This window comes from Leptolyngbya sp. FACHB-8 (assembly GCF_014695575.1).
GTDB lineage: Bacteria > Cyanobacteriota > Cyanobacteriia > Elainellales > Elainellaceae > Vacuolonema.
In genome coordinates this window covers 32,551-50,320 of the sequence record NZ_JACJOO010000062.1, presented here as the reverse complement: position 1 = coordinate 50,320, position 17,770 = coordinate 32,551, and the positions used below count along the sequence as shown (strand labels likewise).

Genomic DNA, 17,770 nt, shown 5'->3' with positions numbered 1-17,770 from the left:
CCCCCAAAAATCGGACAGAACGCTAGAGGCGAGGTGTGCCCTGATTACACCGAACGAAAGTTCTACCCCGTCATGTTCTGTAGACATGCATGGGGAGAATGGAGCGATCGCCCGCATCCAAACAACCTTGGGATGGTGGCATCACGTCACAATGGTGCGTTTCGTCGTCGTGGTATCCAAGACCGCAATCAACGCTTCCCTCCGCTGGCATTACCCAGTGGTCTGGCCATTTTACTGACCAGAACGCAGGTTCCAAGGGTATGATCTCAGCCTGCTGTAGCAGGCACCCCTAGCTTGTGCTTGATCATATCACTCCCTTGCAATACCAATTCCATGCGTTGGGTGCTGATTGAAATGAGCAGTGGCTCACCCTTACAGCGCTTGGCGCTTGAATCAGCCACGGTTGTTTTTGTGAGAGCTGTGCGGAGCGCGGCTCTCCCAAAAACAACCAGGTTTTACAGCGCTTTTCAAGCGCTGTAAAACCTCAGTTCGGGATAAGCCCAAATGCCCATAACTCGAACTCAGGCTAGAAAAATGAGAAGTGCTTCAAAAAGTTCTGCAGAATTTGGAAGGATGTAATCTTTGCAACCATCTAATGGATGAGTTCAGGTAACATAATGTAAATGACTGTAATTTTTTATTGCTTACAAACACAATGGCAGGACTTTTTGGTTGGTTCAACGGCAACAAGAACCAGGACGCAAGCGTCCAGACGAATGCAAACAAGCCAGTCGCTTATTTCCTCGAGGCTGATGATGCCAAGACTTTTGGCGACATCGAGTACATGAGAACTGCCAAGGTTGTGAAGCGCACCTTCCCGAAAACCTTCAGTAGTCCTAAGGAGTTTGAGCGGGTTGAATCTGTTTCTGCTCTGGGCAAGATGGCTGTGAACGGCAACCTGGTAGATGTTAGCCAGGTACTAACGCAGAATGGGGCTTCCAGCAACGGAGCCACCAGTAATGGAACCGCTGCTAACGGTGCGTCAGAGCCGCTGACCGATCGCCGCCGTTCTGACACGAGCATGGACATGTTCCGCAGCATGGCTCGTGATATGCGCAAACGCTAAAAAGGGATAAGCTCTCATTTGAAGAGCTAACCCTTTCGGTATTTTTACGCAGACTGGGTCAAAAACCCAGTCTTTTTTATACATTGATGATGCCTGTCTCCATCAACTGAGGGGCAGCCATCAGCAAATATTCGAAAAAGGTTTGGGCGACGACAGAGAGTTGTTTGCCTGCCAGGTTCACGACATACCACTTCCGCTGAATTGGGAAGCCCTGGACATCTAGAACGGCAAACTCTGTGTTGGAGGACTCGGGAGTCAAGGTGTGGCGAGAGAGAACCGAGAGCCCTAAGCCACCGGCGATCGCCTGCTTAATTGCCTCATTGCTACCCAGTTCCAGCCGTACTTTTACCTCCAAATCCTTCTCGTCTAGCATGTGGTGGAAGGCGCGGCGCGTACCAGACCCCGGCTCTCGCATGATAAACGTTTCCTCACATAACCGTTCTAGTGAGATGTCTTTCACTCCAACTAGGGGGTGGTTGCGAGGGGCTACGACAACGAGCGGGTTATCTAGAAAAGGCTGAGCTTTAATATCCAGGTTGTCGGGGAGCTGACTCATGACGTAGAGGTCATCCTGGTTGTTGGCCAGGCGATCAATAACCCGCTCATGGTTGGTGACAATCAGTGAAATATCAACCCCAGGATATTTCTGACAAAACGGCCCCAACAAGCGGGGTAGGAAGTATTTTGCTGTTGTGATAACAGCCAACCGCAGCTTACCCTGCTTCATCCCCTTGAGGTCGGCAACGGTCATCTCTAGCTGCTCAAGTTGGCTAAAAATTTCTTTGCAGGTGTTGAAGAGTTCGCGCCCTGCATCGGTCAGATAAAGCCGCTTGCCTACTTGCTCAAACAAAGGTAAACCGATGGACTTGGTCAACTGCTTGACCTGCATCGAAACCGTTGGCTGAGTAAGGTAAAGTTCTTCGGCGGCACGGGTGAAACTGCCGTGCCGAGCTGTCGCTTCGAAAACTTTGAGCTGGTGCAGAGTAGCGTGAATCAAAGGGGTTCTCCTAGCACTGACATCGTCCTATTGCATAGAAAAAATTCTATCACGGGGATACGAATTAGTGATTTTTTTCTATGGATTTCGGAGCTATTATATCTGCAATGGCAACTATGTTACGTTCCCTTCCAGCAGCACCATGCAATGCGTTTAGCGGTAAACCGATGAAGAGCGGTCGCGCTTCATCGAAGCAGCCCAATGGGGTTGGTTATCGCTTTAACCATGGCATGGTGCTTTTCCCTTGGGGAGGCTTTCAGTAAGAATGCACTAAACAGAGTGAACTTGCACAAGCCCTGTGAAAATTTAAGAATTTGCTTCTGAGGGGGTGTGGAAAGTTGCGGAAAGCTGCGAACCCAAGGTCAGGGTACGGGTTAGCATGAACCCACTTAAGGCCAGCCATAACAGATGTGGGTTATGGAGGAAGCTGGCGATCGCTCCCAATGGCACAAACCCCACCAGAGTTGAAAGCAGAGCCGATTGCCGAAGGGTATGCCCTGCCGTTAACCCGAGAAAATAACCGTCAAGCATGTAGGCCAGGGAGCCAAATCCCAATACGGGTAAGAGCCAACCTACATACTGCTGCACCATCTGCAAGACATCGTTGTGGCGTGTCAGCAGGCCAAAGAGCGGCACAGGAAAGCTAATGAAGACTAAGGCGATCGCCAGCCCCAACCCTAAACAGGTACTTCCAGCCAGTTGGGTGAGCGCTACAAGTTTCTGTCCTTTGCCGCCCCCGCAAAACATACCCGCAAAATTCTCGGTGGCAAAAGCAATACCATCCACAAAGTAAGCAGAAAAGGTAACCACTTGGAGGAGCAAGGTATTAGCAGCCAGGGTGACCGTACCCATAGAGGCGCTGAAGTTGGTGAAGAGGGCGAAGGTACTGATTAATGCAAAGGTACGGATGACGATGTTGCTGTTGAGCCAGAAGTCTGCTAACAAGGTGTCGGAGGTCCGGAGTCGGCGGGCGATCGCCCGAATTCTGGCCCAGTTCCATTCTCGGCTCAGGAGTAAGAATCCGGTCAGCATCATGGCGTACTGGCTAACAGCGGTAGCGGCTCCAGCGCCCTGACTAGCCATCCCCAGGCGAAAGATGAACCAATAGTTCAACACAACGTTCACGCTGTTATTGACCAGGGACATCACCAGAACAGTGCGCCCCCGCTCCCGACCCAGGAACCAGCCCACCAGCACAAAATCCATAAGGGCAGCGGGAGCTCCCCAGATCTGGGCGTTGTAGTAACTTTTTCCGGCTTGCTCTACCTCGGGGGCGGCTTGTAGCAACCAGAATCCGGCCTCTCGGATGGGGTATTGCAGCAGTAGAAGACCGAATCCAACGGTGAGCGCGATCGCCCCATTCCGCAAAAGTGTCAACCAGACGGCTTCGTCGTCACCCCGCCCTACGGCCTGGGCTGTGGTACCAGTGGTACCCATCCTCAGAAACCCAAAGGTCCAGTAAAGATAGCTGAAGAGTACCGCTCCAAGGGCCACGCCACCCAGGTAGCGAATGTCATCTAAATGCCCCAGAAAAGCGGTGTCAACTAACCCTGCTAAGGGCACCATCAGGTTTGACACTATATTGACAAAGGACAAGCGCAGAAAGCGATCGCCAAAGTCAAACCGCTCATTTTTGAATATCACCCAAAATCTCCTGCAATGCTCTCTGACGTACTCATTTTATAAAGTGTGGTTTTGTGTGCTCCAAACCCCTAAAACGCACGATAACTCCTTCTTTTGTGGGTGATAAGGGAATTGTGGGGATCGCTTCTTAGATTGGGTGCATCGCCGGTGTAGACTGGGGTTTGGAAGCTGGAAGGGATTTTTTTGATCGGCTGGTCTGGCTCACCTCCGGTGAGTCAGACGGTCAAGAACGCAAGACATTGGTTGCCATACCGTTTCATAAGTGTTGCGATCGCCCATACAGAGGAGCCTCGAATGCCTGACATTGTTGATATTGCCGTTGGTGCCGATTCCTTTAAAACCCTGGTGGCGGCAGTGCAAGCCGCTGGACTGGTAGAGGCTCTTAAAAGCCCGGGTCCTTTCACCGTTTTTGCGCCCGTAGATGACGCCTTTGCGGCGCTGCCCCCGGGTACGGTGCAAACTCTGGTGCAAAATCCTCCCCAACTGGCACGAATTCTCAAATTCCATGTGGTATCTGGGAAATACACGAAGGCGGATCTGGCTAGCATCGATAGCCTCACTTCTCTGGAAGGGTCACCCATTCCTATTAACTGCAATGGCGTGTTTGAAGTGAAAAATGCCACGGTGGTTGCTCCTGATGTGGAGGCCGACAATGGCATTATTCATGTAATCGATCGCGTGATTTTGATGGGCTAATCCCTAAACTAGACTCCCGGTGTTTCTAAAAACACCGGGAGTCTAATCTTTGTACCTCTGAGGTTATCTACTTGCAAACCCAGCGCCAGAGGGGATGGCGATCGCCCCGTTCTCGAATGTTAACAACCTGACGCTGAAGCCGTTTCAGCTCGCTTTCGGGTAAGCCAAACAGGATGTTGCGACTCTGCCAGATTAAGACGCCGACCGTAAGACCAATGCAGAGGGAAAGGGCGATCGTCACCACGGGGTGAAAAATCAAGGCATAGCGGACGGCTGCCCAGGTGAAGAAAGCGCGTAACAAAGAAATATCACGCCGCAATAACCACAGACTGACAGGCAAAATGGTGGCCCAGGCGACTCCAACCACAATCCAGCGGCCTAATACCTGTAAGTGATGTAGCCGCTCCATCTGTTTGCTCAGTTCTGGCTCGTCTGCGGGGAAAAGAGCACGGACAGTTCCGGCAGCCTTACCGCTGAGTAGGGAACGTTTTGAACGGCCATTAAATTTCATAATTGTTCAGGTAAGAGTGCCTGAAAGATTTGAAAAAGGGGCATTGTTCACGCTTTAAGCATGAGCAATGCCCCTCTCCGGAGGAGGTTAGGAAGCAGAATCAGCAGGTTCTGCTTCGACGGGGGAAACTTGCGCATAGGCGTTCCCCGTCCGTTCCCGCCAGAGTGCTAGCAGGGTACTGGCGATAAAAATACTGGAGTAAGCTCCTGCTACAAAGCCAATAATCAGCGCTAAGGCAAAGTATTTTAAGGTGTCCCCTCCAAACAGGAAGATGGCTACCAGGGATAACAGCGTTGTGAGGGTGGTATTGATCGAGCGCGTCAAGGTTTGATTCACCGCATCATCGACCACTTCATCAATGTGGCGATTGGGGTTAATTTTGATGGTTTCTCGGACGCGATCGTAAATGACCACTGTGTCGTTGACTGAGAAACCCACAATGGTCAGCAATGACACGATAAATAAACTGTCGACTTCAACCTGTAGTGCCAGGCCCAGGATGGCAAAGATTCCCACGGTTATTAACACATCATGGAGTAGCGCCACGATCGCAAATACCGCATAGTCAGGCTGAAATCGGAAGGTCAGATAGACCATGATGCCCAAAAACGAAAGCCCCAGAGCAACCAAACCCGATGTAAAAGTCTGCCGTCCCAGGGTTGGCCCGACGGTATCAATCTGTGTTGATGCGGGATCAAATTCGCCCAATTTCGCTGCTAGCGCTTGCAGCAGTTGTTCCCGCTCTTCGACCTCCAATGTGGAGGTGCGAATCGAGAGAGCTTCTTGTCTGTCACCCACGACCTGGATGCTGCTCCCCTCCAGCCCTTCGGTTGCAAGAATCTCACGCACAACGCCTGGGTCGATAGGGCCGTCGCAACTATTGGATTGGGCGCAGGCCAACTCCAATTGCAGTCGTGTTCCTCCCACAAAGTCCAGGCTAGGACGTAGAGGGGCACCAATTTGTTTCCAGGAGATGACCATTGCCACCAGCCCAGCCAGAATAATGGCGGTGGAAATGCCCCACCAGAGTTTGCGTTGTTTAATAACGTTCAGTTTCATGAGATTGCTTTAGACTGAGTGGCTTTGGGCAGTTTAGGACAGAAGTATTGAGGGCGACGCAGTGTCGGAAAACCTAATACGGTAAGCAAGAATGTACGACTACAGGTGAGCGCGGTAAACATACTCACAACCACCCCCAGGGCCAGGGTAAGGGCGAAACCCTTGACCAAGCCTGTTCCTAGCCAGAACAGAGCAGCACAGGAAATCAGGGTTGTGACGTTACTGTCCAAGATGCTGGAGAAGGCTCTGTAGAAGCCTGACTCGACTGAGCGGTAAAGGGTTTTGCCATCACGCAATTCTTCGCGAGTGCGTTCGAAAATCAGCACGTTGGCATCTACCGCCATACCAATACTGAGAATGAATCCGGCGATACCGGGCAGAGTTAGGGTGACGCCTAATAAGGAGAAGATGGCCAGGGTGAGTATGGAGTAAATGATGAGAGAGATGTCCGCTACGATTCCAGGTAGACGATAGTAGACGGCCATGAAGATCAGGACTAGCGCCAAACCAGCCAAACCAGCGTAAATGCTGCTTTGGATACTGTCACGCCCCAGGGTGGCACCAACCGTGCGGTTTTCCAAGATTTTTACAGGAACAGGGAGGGCACCGCTTCGGAGTTGTAGCGCCAGATCGTTAGCCTCTTCTGTAGTGAAGCCTCCTGTAATAGATGCGCGGCCTCCTGTAATCCCCGTTTCTGCGTACTGCACGCTGACAGTAGGAGCACTGAGCAATTCGTTATCAAGGAAGATACCCAAGCTGCGTCCGGTGCCTGCCACACTCTTGGTTAGAGCCGCAAATTCACTTGCACCCTGGTTATTGAATTCCAGGCCGACTTCCCAGTAGTTGCCATTCACAGGGGCAGCATAGGCATTGCTGAGCTTTTCCCCGGTCAGCTCGGTTTTTTGGAAGAGGCTGGCGATCGCCTCATTCCGTTTGTCTAATTCTTTCTGAGCCTTATCAATAGCGGCTTGATCACCACTTTGTTCGGCCTGCGCCAGCTCGACTAGAGCTTGCTGGCGTAACTGATACTCAATGGGTATTTGTTGTTCACTACCCGCTTGCTGCTCCCGGAAATCGAGCTGAGCAGTGCCTCCCAGGACACGTTCAGCTTGGGCCGGGTCACTCACTCCAGGCAATTGCACCAGCAGTTGGTCACGCCCGATCGTTTGCACAACGGATTCAGAAACCCCCAGGCCGTTAATCCGCCGCTCTACAACGCTGCGAACGGCTTCCAGTTTCTCGGGGGTGATTTCAGGTACGGCTTCGGTGGGTTGAGCCTGAAGTGTGAGCTGCGTTCCCCCCCGCAAGTCTAACCCCAAGGGGATAGGAACTTTAATCAGGATGGTAACGGCGGCAATCACCAGTACCAATACAAGTAGGAGGACGGAACGCTGTCTTGCCATGTCTGTAGCTCATACGACATTCGCTATGATAGCTGGATTTTGCGATGACCGAATGGGGAGTGTTCTAGTCCTATTTTTGGCTGGGAGAGACTGCCTTAGGCAAGCGGTCGGGCTCGATTCACCATAAGAATTGCTGGGGTCGTGTGCGGATAAACGTCTGTTTGTAAATTTTTGATATAAAATCCTATCAATAGTCGGCGATCGCCCCACCCAGAAGCCCGTCTGCTTTCCCTGGAATGGGTTCCCGAACTATCAACCTTGACGCAGTTCGTTTGTATCGTTAACCCTCACGAGGAAAGAACACTATGCCATTCCAACAGCCGCCCCTGCCTTTTGCTACGGATGCCCTCGAACCCTATGGCATGAAGGCAGAAACCTTTGAATATCACTATGGCAAGCACCACAAAGCCTATGTTGATAACCTGAATAAGCTGGTGGCCGGTACCGACCTCGACAGCCAACCCCTGGAAGAGGTTATTAAAAGCACCTACAACGACGACTCTAAGGCGGGTATCTTTAACAACGCCGCTCAGGTTTGGAACCACACCTTCTTCTGGAACTCCTTGAAGCCCGGTGGTGGCGGCGCTCCTACGGGAGATCTGGCTGCTAAAATCGATGCTTCCTTTGGCAGCTATGACAAGTTCAAAGAAGCTTTCTCCAATGCCGCTGCAACTCAGTTTGGTAGCGGTTGGGCCTGGTTGATTGATGACAATGGCACGCTGGCGGTTACCAAAACCCCCAACGCTGTCAACCCTCTGGCTCAGGGCAAGAAGGCACTGCTGACCCTGGATGTATGGGAGCACGCTTATTATATTGACTTCCGTAATGCTCGCCCTGCGTTCATTGCCAACTACCTGGATAAGCTGGTGAACTGGGATTTTGTGGCCGCTAACCTGGCTTCATAAGTCTCGTTTGTATTGCTAGGCTGAATGGCGATCGCTCTTTGGGGCGATCGCCATTTTCTTTAAGTGCTTCTGATAATTTGGGCGATCGCTAATCTAAGTTCGGGTTAAGGGTTTTTTCAAGGCGCACTCCTTGAAAGAGCCTAATTTGTCGTACGCCCTGCGCGCGACAAATTAGGCTTTTGAGATTATCCCGAATTGAGGATCGCTATTAATAATGATGGGATACAAAGTTTAATAACAGTCGCGATTGGAGCGGGGGGCACTAAAAACGTAACGACTGAATTTAAACCTGCTTTCAAGGGAAAAATAGCTTAACTTACTTAGTTCTTCTGTTCTATAGACGACCTTCTTTAACGGCTTAGAGTAGGCAAGTTTCGCAAGGTATAAATCATATAAAACTTTAATATTAGATATTGTCTATACCTATTATTTCTGCCTTCAGATAGAGCATTGGTATTCTCTAACACCATCGACCGTGGCCTTTGAATTTGTTATGGTGAAGTAAACATAGGCATCTTTGTATAGAAGGCGTTGGAAGATCTGATTGAGCTCTGCATCGCTGATTTCTCTTATGTATTTTGTAGTGTTTGTAGGAGCTGTATTCAAAACATACAGAAACCTCCAAATTATATGTAGCTGATGTAATGCTCAGTTTCTCAGATTTATACTTTCCTTCAAACGCTTCTTTAAGTTGTCCTTCCATAAGCTTTACTCTCAATTGCCTGGTTGAAAGTTAATTTTTTGTATGTTTCAACGACTAAAAATCAACTTTCCTGGGTCTGGTTTGGGTAATGCTAGGGTTATGTACACCTTGAAGCTCAAAAAGTTTGTCTTGAGGGGCAGTTTTTACCGCTCCTTTACGCCTTCTTGTTATTCAAAAATTTCCCCTTATGGCGCATTGTGTTCTGCTTAGCCATGCTTCTTAAGGGGGCATAGTATCATCATTGTTCTCCCGAAGGTCATAGGGATTCATGCATCGAGGTTTCATCTATGTATAGTCTGTCATCCGCACTCCACACTGAGGCACATCCGCCTTTGACAGATCCTCAATATTTCCTCAACCGGGAGTTAAGCTGGCTAGAGTTTAATAATCGCGTCTTACATGAGGCGCTAGATCCCCGGAACCCGTTATTAGAACGGCTAAAATTTATTGCTATTTTTAGCAACAATTTGGATGAGTACTTCATGGTGCGGGTGTCGGGCCTGAAGCAACAGGTGGAGGCCGAGGTCACCAAGCGATCGCCCGACGGCCGTACTCCCCAGGAGCAGTTGAAAGCCATTCGCGATCGCCTGCTGCCCATGGTGCAGCGCCAACATCGCCATTTTCAGGAAGCACTACGACCTCAATTAGAAACCCACGGTATTTTCTTTTTAAATTACGAGCAGTTGCGGGCTGACCAGAAGGATTACTTGCAGCGGTACTTTCAGGAAAGCATTTTTCCGGTGCTGACGCCCCTTGCGATGGGTCCCGGCCATCCCTTTCCTTATATATCGAACCTCTGTTTGAATTTAATTGTGGAGTTGCGCAATCCTCAAACGCAGGAGCGGTTGCTGGCTCGAGTCAAGGTGCCCGACACGCTGCCCCGGTTTATCGAATTGCCCGAAAACTTGCGGCAGTTAGCCCGCTCAGGCGAAAGCCTCTGGAGCGGTGTTCCTTTAGAACAGCTGGTTGTGCAAAATCTGGATGAGCTGTTTCCGGGCATGCAAATTGAGGGCCATTATGCGTTTCGGGTCACCCGAGATGCTGATATTGAAGTCGAAGAAGACGAAGCCGACGACCTGCTGCTCGCCATTGAGGAGAAGCTACGGCAACGCCGAATGGGCGGGTGTGTTGTGCGGGTTGAGGTGCAGGCGTCGATGCCATTGCCCCTGCGTCACCGTCTGATTCAGGAAATGGAAATTCTCCCAGAGGACGTTTACGACCTTGACGGGCTGATAGGTCTGCACAATTTGATGGATTTATACACGCTTCCGGCTGATCACTTGAAGGCCGCTTCTATGCCATCCGTGCGTCACCCGCGTTTACATCCACTCTCTAAAAGTTACAAAGGCTATGGCAAGCCCAACGAGGATTTCTTCTCAATTGTGCGGCAGCAGGATGTGTTAGTACATCATCCCTACCAGTCTTTCACGCGCTCTGTGCAGGAGTTCATTACCTGGGCTGCCCATGACCCCAATGTGTTAACGATCAAAATGACTCTGTATCGCACCTCTGGGGATTCACCCATCATGGATGCCCTGGTAGCGGCTGCGGAAAATGGCAAGCAGGTGGCTGCCATTGTGGAATTGAAGGCTCGGTTTGACGAGGAGAACAATATTAACTGGGCCCGGATTTTAGAAAACGCTGGGGTGCATGTAGTTTACGGCCTCGTGGGGCTAAAAACTCACACCAAGCTAGTCATGGTGGTGCGGCAGGAAGGTGACCAACTACGCCGCTATGTCCACATTGGAACCGGCAACTATAACCCCAAAACTGCCCGGCTCTATACCGATGTGGGGCTGTTTAGCTGCCAGGAAGAACTGGGGATGGATGTTACCGACCTATTTAATTACTTGACGGGCTACTCTCGGCAAAACTCCTACCGGAAGTTACTGGTGGCTCCGGTGAATATGCGCGATCGCCTCCTCCGTATGATCGATCAGGAGATTGAGCACCGCCTCCAGGGGAAGCATGCCCGTATTGTGGCTCAGATGAATTCGCTGGTAGATCCCGATTTGATTGTGGCGCTGTATCGGGCTTCTCAAGCAGGCGTGCAGATCGACCTGATTGTGCGGGGGATGTGTGCGTTACGGCCCGGTGTGGAGGGAGTCAGCGAAAATATTCGGGTGATGAGTATTGTGGGACACTTTCTGGAGCATGCACGTATTCTCTACTTCCACAACGGCGGGGATGAGAAAGTCTTCATTGGCAGTGCGGATTGGATGCCCCGCAACCTGGATCGGCGGGTAGAGGTGATGGCTCCGGTAGAGTCGCCCGCTCTCGCCAAGGATTTGCAGGCTATTTTAGGCATTATGTTGGCCGACAACCGTCAATCCTGGGAGTTGCAGCCGGATGGCCATTACATCCAGCGTCGGCCTCGGGGGCCGGGGGGCGAACGCAATGCGCAAAAAGTATTGATGGAATTGGCGACTCAGGCTGCATCTCAAGCGAGCTGATTGCGGTAACTTAGAGCGTAGGCACTTCGTACCCAAACGCATGGAAGTCCACTGCACGCGTCCCCGTTGTCCCCGTCCTCAAAATTTCTTTGCCGATCTGGATGATTCGGCAACCCTGCGTACAATTCAGCAAAAGTACTGTACGGCTTGCGGAATGCCGCTACTACTGGTAGGGCGTTATATTCCGACTCGCTTGCTGGGGCAGGGTGGTTTTGGGGCCGCGTTTTTGGCGCGCGATCGCTACACCCCTGCCATGCGTAATTGCGTTGTCAAACAGTTTCAACCATCGGGCGATCTCAGCCCAAATCAGTTGCAGGTAGCTCAAAACCTGTTTGAACGAGAAGCGGTGGTGTTAGAGAAACTCGGCAACAGCCACCCTCAAATCCCCGATTTGCTGGCTTTTTTTGAGTTGGATGTGCCCAGTCGTACGGCTGGTAAATCGGATAGCTTCTTCTACCTGGTGCAGGAGTTTATCGACGGCGAGAACCTGGAAGAGGAGGTTCGTCGTCGTGGTCCCTTGTCTGAAGAAGACACGGTAGAGGTGCTAACCTCTATTCTTAAGGTGTTGAACTTCGTACATAGCAACGATTCCATCCACCGAGATATTAAGCCTTCTAACATTATGCGGCGGCGGGACGGGCGGCTGTTTCTGCTAGATTTTGGGGCTGTTAAGCAGATTACGGCCAGTGTCGGTTCCCCAGCTGGTAAAGCCTCCACAGGAATTTACTCTCTGGGCTTTGCCCCACCAGAGCAGATGCGGGGGGACGTGGTGTATCCGGCCACGGATCTGTATGCGCTAGCCGTTACTTGCCTGACCCTGCTGACGGGCAAGGAGCCCAATGAGCTTTACGATGCCTACAGCAATGACTGGAAATGGCACGATTTGGTGCAGGTGAGCGATCGCCTCAAACAAATCCTCGAAAAGATGCTGCGGGCCAGCCCTAACCAACGCTTCCAATCCGCTAAGGACGTTGCAGATGCCCTTGAGGCAGCGGGTGCCCCAACGATTGGTCACCCCCTAACATCTTCAGGGGGAGCCGCTGCGGCTGCCGCTCCAACTCCGACCCCGGCTCCAACGCCTCTCCCAACGCCTCTCCCAACTCCAACGACGACTTCCCTTCAGAGCTCTCACCCGGCTCCCCTATCTCAACCGACACAACCGCCTCTTCCCGTCTCACAAACTGCCGGAGCACGTCCCCTTTCTCTGTTGGAATATTTGAGCAGTGCGGCTTTTACAGGATTTGAGGGGGGATTGGTGGCGATCGCCCTGGCCAGTCTTTTGGGGACAACCTTTGTTAGCCCAGTGTTCTGGATTCCCTGGCTGGGTATTGTTGTGGGGCTGATCTACGCCCAATCGCGACGGTGGATTGAGGGCAAGGATTTATGGATTCTGGCAGTTATTACGTTGCTGCTCGTTCTGTTCGTGCCATTCTTGAACACCTTGTTAGTCGGCAATCCACTACAAGTTGTTCCCGTTTTTGCAATTTTGGCCGGATTAGTAGCGGTGGCGTTCGGAATAGTATTCAGGTTGATCTATACGATTACCTCTCGTTTTTTCTAGCAGCTGTCTGGAAATCCTCCCAAGCCCTTCGACAAAGAGGGAGCCGAGCTTGAGAAACCTCTTTGTTAGGTGAGGGAATCAAGGGTTTGACATGGGCTGCTGCTAGAGGTTGCTGCATCTCCGCCCCTGGCATCCATGACCCCTAAAAATGAAGCGCCAACTCTGCTTGTGTTGTTGCTAATGACCATGACTCTGCTGACGGGCGGGGTTTGGTGGTCTGCCGGACGCATGAATCTTGATCATCTGCTGAGTTTGAATCCGCAGATCTTAACGGGGCGATCGCCCACCCGCCTTTCTCCAGTTCTGGCCGAGCGCTTTAGTCAGGGGGAACGATTGTTGATTGAGATGGGGGCGTTGCCAGAGAAGCAACTGGGGGTAACGGCGATGGCATCGAGCTTATATCCTGAAGCCGCGCAGTATTTTGAGGCATCGCTGGCGGTAAACCCCAATGACCCCGAAGCGTTGATTTACCTCAACAATGCTCGTATTGGGCAGGGGCTTGCTTACACCCTGGCGGTGGTGGTACCCAGCGGACGTGACCTCAGCAGCACATTAGAAATTTTGCGGGGGGCCGCTCAGACCCAGAACGAGGTGAATCAGACTGGGGGAATTCAGGGGGTGCCACTGCGATTGGTGCTGGTCAATGATGATGGGGATGTGGCGATCGCCCCCCAAATCGCCGACCTACTGATACAAAACGGGCAAATTTTGGGGGTGGTGGGTCATAGTACGACTGAAGCGACCCAGGCTGCTGCCTCCCGCTACGAAGACGGCGAACTGGTTGCCATCTCACCCCTCAGCACCGCTACCCCACCCCCTCGCGAAAAACGCTTCACCTTTCGCACCCTACCGGGAGATTTCATGATGGCTCGGGCTCTGGCCCATCAGATGTTGAATCGATTGCAACAGCAAAAGGTCGCGTTGTTTTATAGTTCCACCAGTGCATCTAGCCGTTCTCTCCGTTTGGAGTTGGGTTCGGCACTTACAGTTGAGGGTGGGCAATTGCTGCGGGAGTACGATCTGGCTGGCCCAGGCTTCAGCCCGGTTGATAGTTTTAATCAGGCTGCTTTGCAGGGAGCAACGGCATTGATTTTACTCCCGGATGCCGCGCAGGTCGATCGCGCGTTGCAAGTGGTGCGGGTAAATCGGGGACGGCTGAGTTTGCTGGGCGGCAGTGAGCTTTATAGTGCCAAAACCCTGGAGATCGTTGGGCCAGAGTCGGTGGGCATGGTAACGGCAGTGCCCTGGCATGTGCTGACGGATCCAAACTCACTATTTGTGCAGCGATCGCGCCAACTCTGGCAGGGGGATGTGAACTGGCGCACAGCGATGACCTACGATGCAATGCAGGCTCTAGTCGCAGCAATGCGTCAAAACCCAACCCGCAAAGGCATTGCCGAAGCACTACTGCAACCCAACTTCTTCGCAGCAGGTGCGACCGGAGTGGTGCAGTTTTTGCCGGGGGGCGATCGCAGCCACGCCAGCATTCAATTTGTGCAAGTGCAGCCGGGATTCCGCTCAGGCTATGGCTATGACTTCGTGCCCGCTGAATTCGCCCCTGTGTTCGAAGAACCCACATCTCTGGGTTTCCTTCCGTTAGGCCAGAAGACGCTGTTCTAGTACTTCACAGCAAAAACAAACCACTACTCAACCTCAGTTCGGGATAAGCCGAACCGCCCATTGTTGCGTGCGCGAAGCGCACGCAACAATGGACTTTTTCGAGTGCCGCGCGACGCGCGGCACTCGAAAAAGCCCTTAACCCGAACTGAGGTTACTCACAACACAAATTCCTAAGGAGTCCAACAAAGACCTCCCATTTTTTGGGGAAAGTGCACGGCGAAGCCGTGCACTTTCCCCAAAAAATGGGAGGTTCTTTTCTAGCAATCTCCTAAGTCCTAAAAAATAATTTTTAGACGTCCGTGATAAGTGCGGAGCACCGTGTTTCCTACAATAAAGTAGCGAATTCAACAGTCTACCTGTCGACACCCTCAAATTGCAGGCGATCGCAACGGTGCCAACTGCGAAACCAACCAGGCATAAACACAGCTCCGAACGATTGCCACCTCAATACTCTTGCTGACATGGCTAAAACAAACGAAACCTCTAAGCTGATTGTGTCCTTGGTCATTACTCTGGCCCTCATTGGGCTTGGTTTTTCATGGCTGACCCGTAACCTCAATCTGGGTAGGATTCTGCGCTTTGGGCCAGCGGCTCAATCCCCGCTCGATCTTCAGCCAACGCCTTTACCCACAACGGTTCCGGTTGGGTTTAGCAGTTTTTACAACCCTGACGCAATCACCCGCATCAGTCAGGGGGGGCGTCTCCTGTTTCCCGATGGTGTCACGATTCAGAAGGAGGGAGCAGTCGCCGCATTGAATGAAGGTGACCTTCAGCGGGCAATCAACGGTTTGGAAGCTGCCCTGCGATTGAATCGTAATGACCCCGAAGCCCTGATTTACCTGAACAATGCGCGGATTGGTTCGGGTGCGTCCTTCAGCATTGCCGTCGCTGTCCCGATCAGCACAGATCCCGACGGCTCTCGGGAGATTCTGCGGGGTGTTGCCCAAGCCCAAACGGAGATTAATCAGGCCGGGGGAATGAAAGGAACACCCCTGCGAGTTTATATCGCCAACGATGAGGGAGATCCGGAGATTGCCAAGCAGATTGCGATCGCCCTGATTGGAGACCCCAGCATTTTGGGGGTGGTCGGCCACTATGCGAGTGATGTCACCCTTGCAGCAGGGAATGCTTATGATGCTTTAGGTCTGGTGGCTATTTCTCCTGTCAGCACTTCGGTCACCTTGTCTAACCGCAGCGACTATATTCTGCGCACGGTACCCAGCGATTCTGTAGCAGGTAGTACGTTGGCCACTTACACGCTCAATACCCTTCAGCAGCAAAAAGCAGCGGTTTTCTACAACTCCAAGAGTGGTTATAGTGAATCGCTGAAGACTGAATTTATCTCTGCACTGCTACGTGGCGGTGGCCAAGTCGTGGGTGTGTATGATCTATCAGCTCCTAATTTTGATGCAGAGGCACAAGTCCAACAGGCGCAGTTGGCAGGGGCTACGGTGTTGGCGCTTCTGCCCAATACAGGGCAACTCGACAATGCTTTTAAGGTGGCGCGCGCCAATTACGGCAGATTTGCCCTATTAGGGGGTGACGATATGTATACGCCTAAAACCCTGCAAATGGCAGAACAGGGGACGGCGGAAATGGTCGTGGCTGTTCCCTGGCATATTCTGGCTCATAACGATTCTCCCTTTGTAGCTGCATCCCGTCAGCTCTGGGGTGGGGATGTCAATTGGCGTACCGTAACGGCCTATGATGCTACCCAGACATTGATTAGAGCCATTCAGGAAGCACCTGCTCCGACGCGTCAGAAGATTATGGAAACCATCCGGTCGGATTCCTTTACGGCAACGGGTGCAACGAGTAATGTGCAGTTTTTCCCATCGGGCGATCGCAATCAAAATGTTCAACTGGTAAAAGTACAACCAGGAGGGCGATCGGGTAAGGGCTTCGACTTCGTCCCAGTTCCCTAGTAGGATCCGTCAGGACTTATGCATTTTAGGACTTACGCGAGTTCATCATATTTAAGTATTTGTGTTGTGTGTGGTGTGCGAAGTACACCCCACACAACACGAATGCGTAACTCCTGTGCATAAGTCCTATGGGTTTTTGGGTAATTCCGTGGGATAGTAGTTGGGTTGTCTTGCCGTGCAGGGCGCAAGCCCAAGTCGGCAACTCTTTTCAGCGGACAGGGCTATGGCTATCGAGTGGCAATCTGCCGGAACTTACGAAGACATTCTCTATCACAAGGCAGACGGCATCGCCAAAATTACGATCAACCGTCCTCACAAACGGAATGCGTTTCGTCCTAAAACCATTAACGAGCTATACCACGCCTTTTGTGATGCGCGGGAAGATACCAGCATTGGGGTGGTTCTACTTACAGGGGCCGGGCCTCATACGGATGGGAAGTATGCTTTCTGTGCAGGCGGTGACCAGAGTGTGCGGGGTAAGGGCGGCTATATTGATGACTCCGGTATGCCCCGGTTAAATGTGCTGGATTTGCAAAAGCTGATCCGCTCCATGCCGAAGGTGGTGATTGCTCTGGTGGCAGGGTATGCGATCGGGGGAGGCCATGTGTTGCACATTGTCTGTGACCTCACCATCGCCGCTGACAACGCCATTTTTGGACAAACTGGCCCCAAAGTTGGCAGCTTTGATGCCGGGTTTGGAGCCAGTTATCTGGCGCGTATTGTCGGTCAGAAAAAAGCCCGAGAGATTTGGTACCTGTGCCGTCAATACAATGCTCAGCAAGCTGAGGAAATGGGCCTGGTAAATTGCGTTGTGCCCGTTGAAGAATTGGAGGCAGAAGGGGTTCGTTGGGCGCAAGAAATTTTGGAGAAAAGCCCGATCGCCATTCGATGCCTTAAGGCAGCTTTCAATGCTGATTGCGATGGTCAGGCTGGGCTGCAAGAACTGGCGGGTAACGCTACCCTGCTGTACTACATGACTGAGGAAGGGGCTGAAGGGAAACAGGCGTTTTTGGAGAAGCGATCGCCTGACTTCCGCCAATACCCCTGGCTGCCGTAAGAGAATTAACGTCCATATTTGCAAGAACGAACTGCGTCCGTTCTTGCAAATATGGGAATTTAAATGTGAAGCCTGAAAATAGCCCGCCGAAGGCGGGCTATTTTCAGGCTTCAATTCAAAACGAGAATTGCTGCCATCAGGGCAGGTTTTGTTTAACGTTTTGGAATAAT

The 17,770-nt window shown here is 51.8% G+C and carries 13 protein-coding genes and 1 riboswitch; of the genes, 8 read left to right on the top strand and 5 right to left on the bottom strand.

The window, feature by feature from the left end:
- Window positions 1-179: 179 nt before the first annotated feature.
- Window positions 180-301: riboswitch (TPP riboswitch) on the bottom strand.
- Window positions 302-655: 354 nt separating this feature from the next.
- Window positions 656-1,066 (top strand): hypothetical protein, encoded by a 411-nt coding sequence (locus H6F91_RS15750; protein WP_190772242.1) that lies wholly within the window; start codon window positions 656-658, stop codon window positions 1,064-1,066.
- A gap of 76 nt (window positions 1,067-1,142) precedes the next feature.
- Here H6F91_RS15750 and H6F91_RS15745 read toward each other — a convergent pair whose 3' ends face one another.
- Together H6F91_RS15745 and gntT are read right to left on the bottom strand one after the other, a co-directional pair.
- Window positions 1,143-2,063 carry a LysR family transcriptional regulator gene (locus tag H6F91_RS15745; RefSeq protein ID WP_190772241.1) on the bottom strand — a complete coding sequence of 307 codons (921 nt, stop codon included), beginning with the start codon at window positions 2,061-2,063 and terminating at the stop codon, window positions 1,143-1,145.
- Between the two features lie 306 nt (window positions 2,064-2,369).
- On the bottom strand, window positions 2,370-3,707 hold the full coding sequence (gntT, locus tag H6F91_RS15740) for a guanitoxin biosynthesis MATE family efflux transporter GntT (RefSeq protein WP_347280044.1): 1,338 nt from the start codon (window positions 3,705-3,707) through the stop codon (window positions 2,370-2,372).
- 294 nt (window positions 3,708-4,001) lie between these two features.
- On the opposite strand from gntT, the gene H6F91_RS15735 reads away from it, so the two are divergent.
- A complete protein-coding gene (locus tag H6F91_RS15735) occupies window positions 4,002-4,403 on the top strand; it encodes a fasciclin domain-containing protein (protein ID WP_190772240.1) in 402 nt (133 codons plus the stop codon).
- A gap of 67 nt (window positions 4,404-4,470) precedes the next feature.
- On the opposite strand, the gene H6F91_RS15730 is transcribed toward H6F91_RS15735, so the two are convergent.
- The 3 genes from H6F91_RS15730 to secD all read right to left on the bottom strand — a co-directional run bounded on the left by H6F91_RS15730 (window position 4,471) and on the right by secD (window position 7,376).
- Complete coding sequence (locus H6F91_RS15730; RefSeq protein WP_242035815.1) at window positions 4,471-4,914, bottom strand: hypothetical protein; 444 nt, start codon at window positions 4,912-4,914, stop codon at window positions 4,471-4,473.
- Window positions 4,915-5,001: 87 nt separating this feature from the next.
- Window positions 5,002-5,973, bottom strand: a complete 972-nt coding sequence (secF, locus tag H6F91_RS15725) for a protein translocase subunit SecF (protein WP_190772239.1) — start codon at window positions 5,971-5,973, stop codon at window positions 5,002-5,004.
- The gene (secD, locus tag H6F91_RS15720) at window positions 5,970-7,376 is read right to left on the bottom strand and encodes a protein translocase subunit SecD (protein ID WP_190772238.1); all 1,407 of its coding nucleotides are present in this window, start codon (window positions 7,374-7,376) and stop codon (window positions 5,970-5,972) included. The genes secF and secD overlap by 4 nt, the downstream gene beginning before the upstream one ends.
- A 305-nt stretch (window positions 7,377-7,681) precedes the next feature.
- Here secD and H6F91_RS15715 point away from each other — a divergent pair, with 305 nt between their 5' ends.
- From H6F91_RS15715 to menB, 6 genes are all read left to right on the top strand, one after another.
- Entirely contained in the window at window positions 7,682-8,281 is a 600-nt protein-coding gene (locus tag H6F91_RS15715; protein ID WP_190772237.1) for a superoxide dismutase, read from the top strand.
- Between the two features lie 990 nt (window positions 8,282-9,271).
- A complete protein-coding gene (gene ppk1, locus H6F91_RS15710) occupies window positions 9,272-11,437 on the top strand; it encodes a polyphosphate kinase 1 (protein WP_190772236.1) in 2,166 nt (721 codons plus the stop codon).
- A gap of 40 nt (window positions 11,438-11,477) precedes the next feature.
- Entirely contained in the window at window positions 11,478-12,998 is a 1,521-nt protein-coding gene (locus H6F91_RS15705) for a serine/threonine-protein kinase (RefSeq protein WP_190772235.1), read from the top strand.
- 135 nt (window positions 12,999-13,133) lie between these two features.
- Entirely contained in the window at window positions 13,134-14,618 is a 1,485-nt protein-coding gene (locus tag H6F91_RS15700) for an ABC transporter substrate-binding protein (protein ID WP_190772234.1), read from the top strand.
- A gap of 461 nt (window positions 14,619-15,079) precedes the next feature.
- Window positions 15,080-16,543 (top strand): ABC transporter substrate-binding protein, encoded by a 1,464-nt coding sequence (locus H6F91_RS15695; protein WP_190772233.1) that lies wholly within the window; start codon window positions 15,080-15,082, stop codon window positions 16,541-16,543.
- 223 nt (window positions 16,544-16,766) lie between these two features.
- Window positions 16,767-17,600 (top strand): 1,4-dihydroxy-2-naphthoyl-CoA synthase, encoded by an 834-nt coding sequence (gene menB / locus H6F91_RS15690; protein WP_190772232.1) that lies wholly within the window; start codon window positions 16,767-16,769, stop codon window positions 17,598-17,600.
- Window positions 17,601-17,770 lie beyond the last annotated feature (170 nt).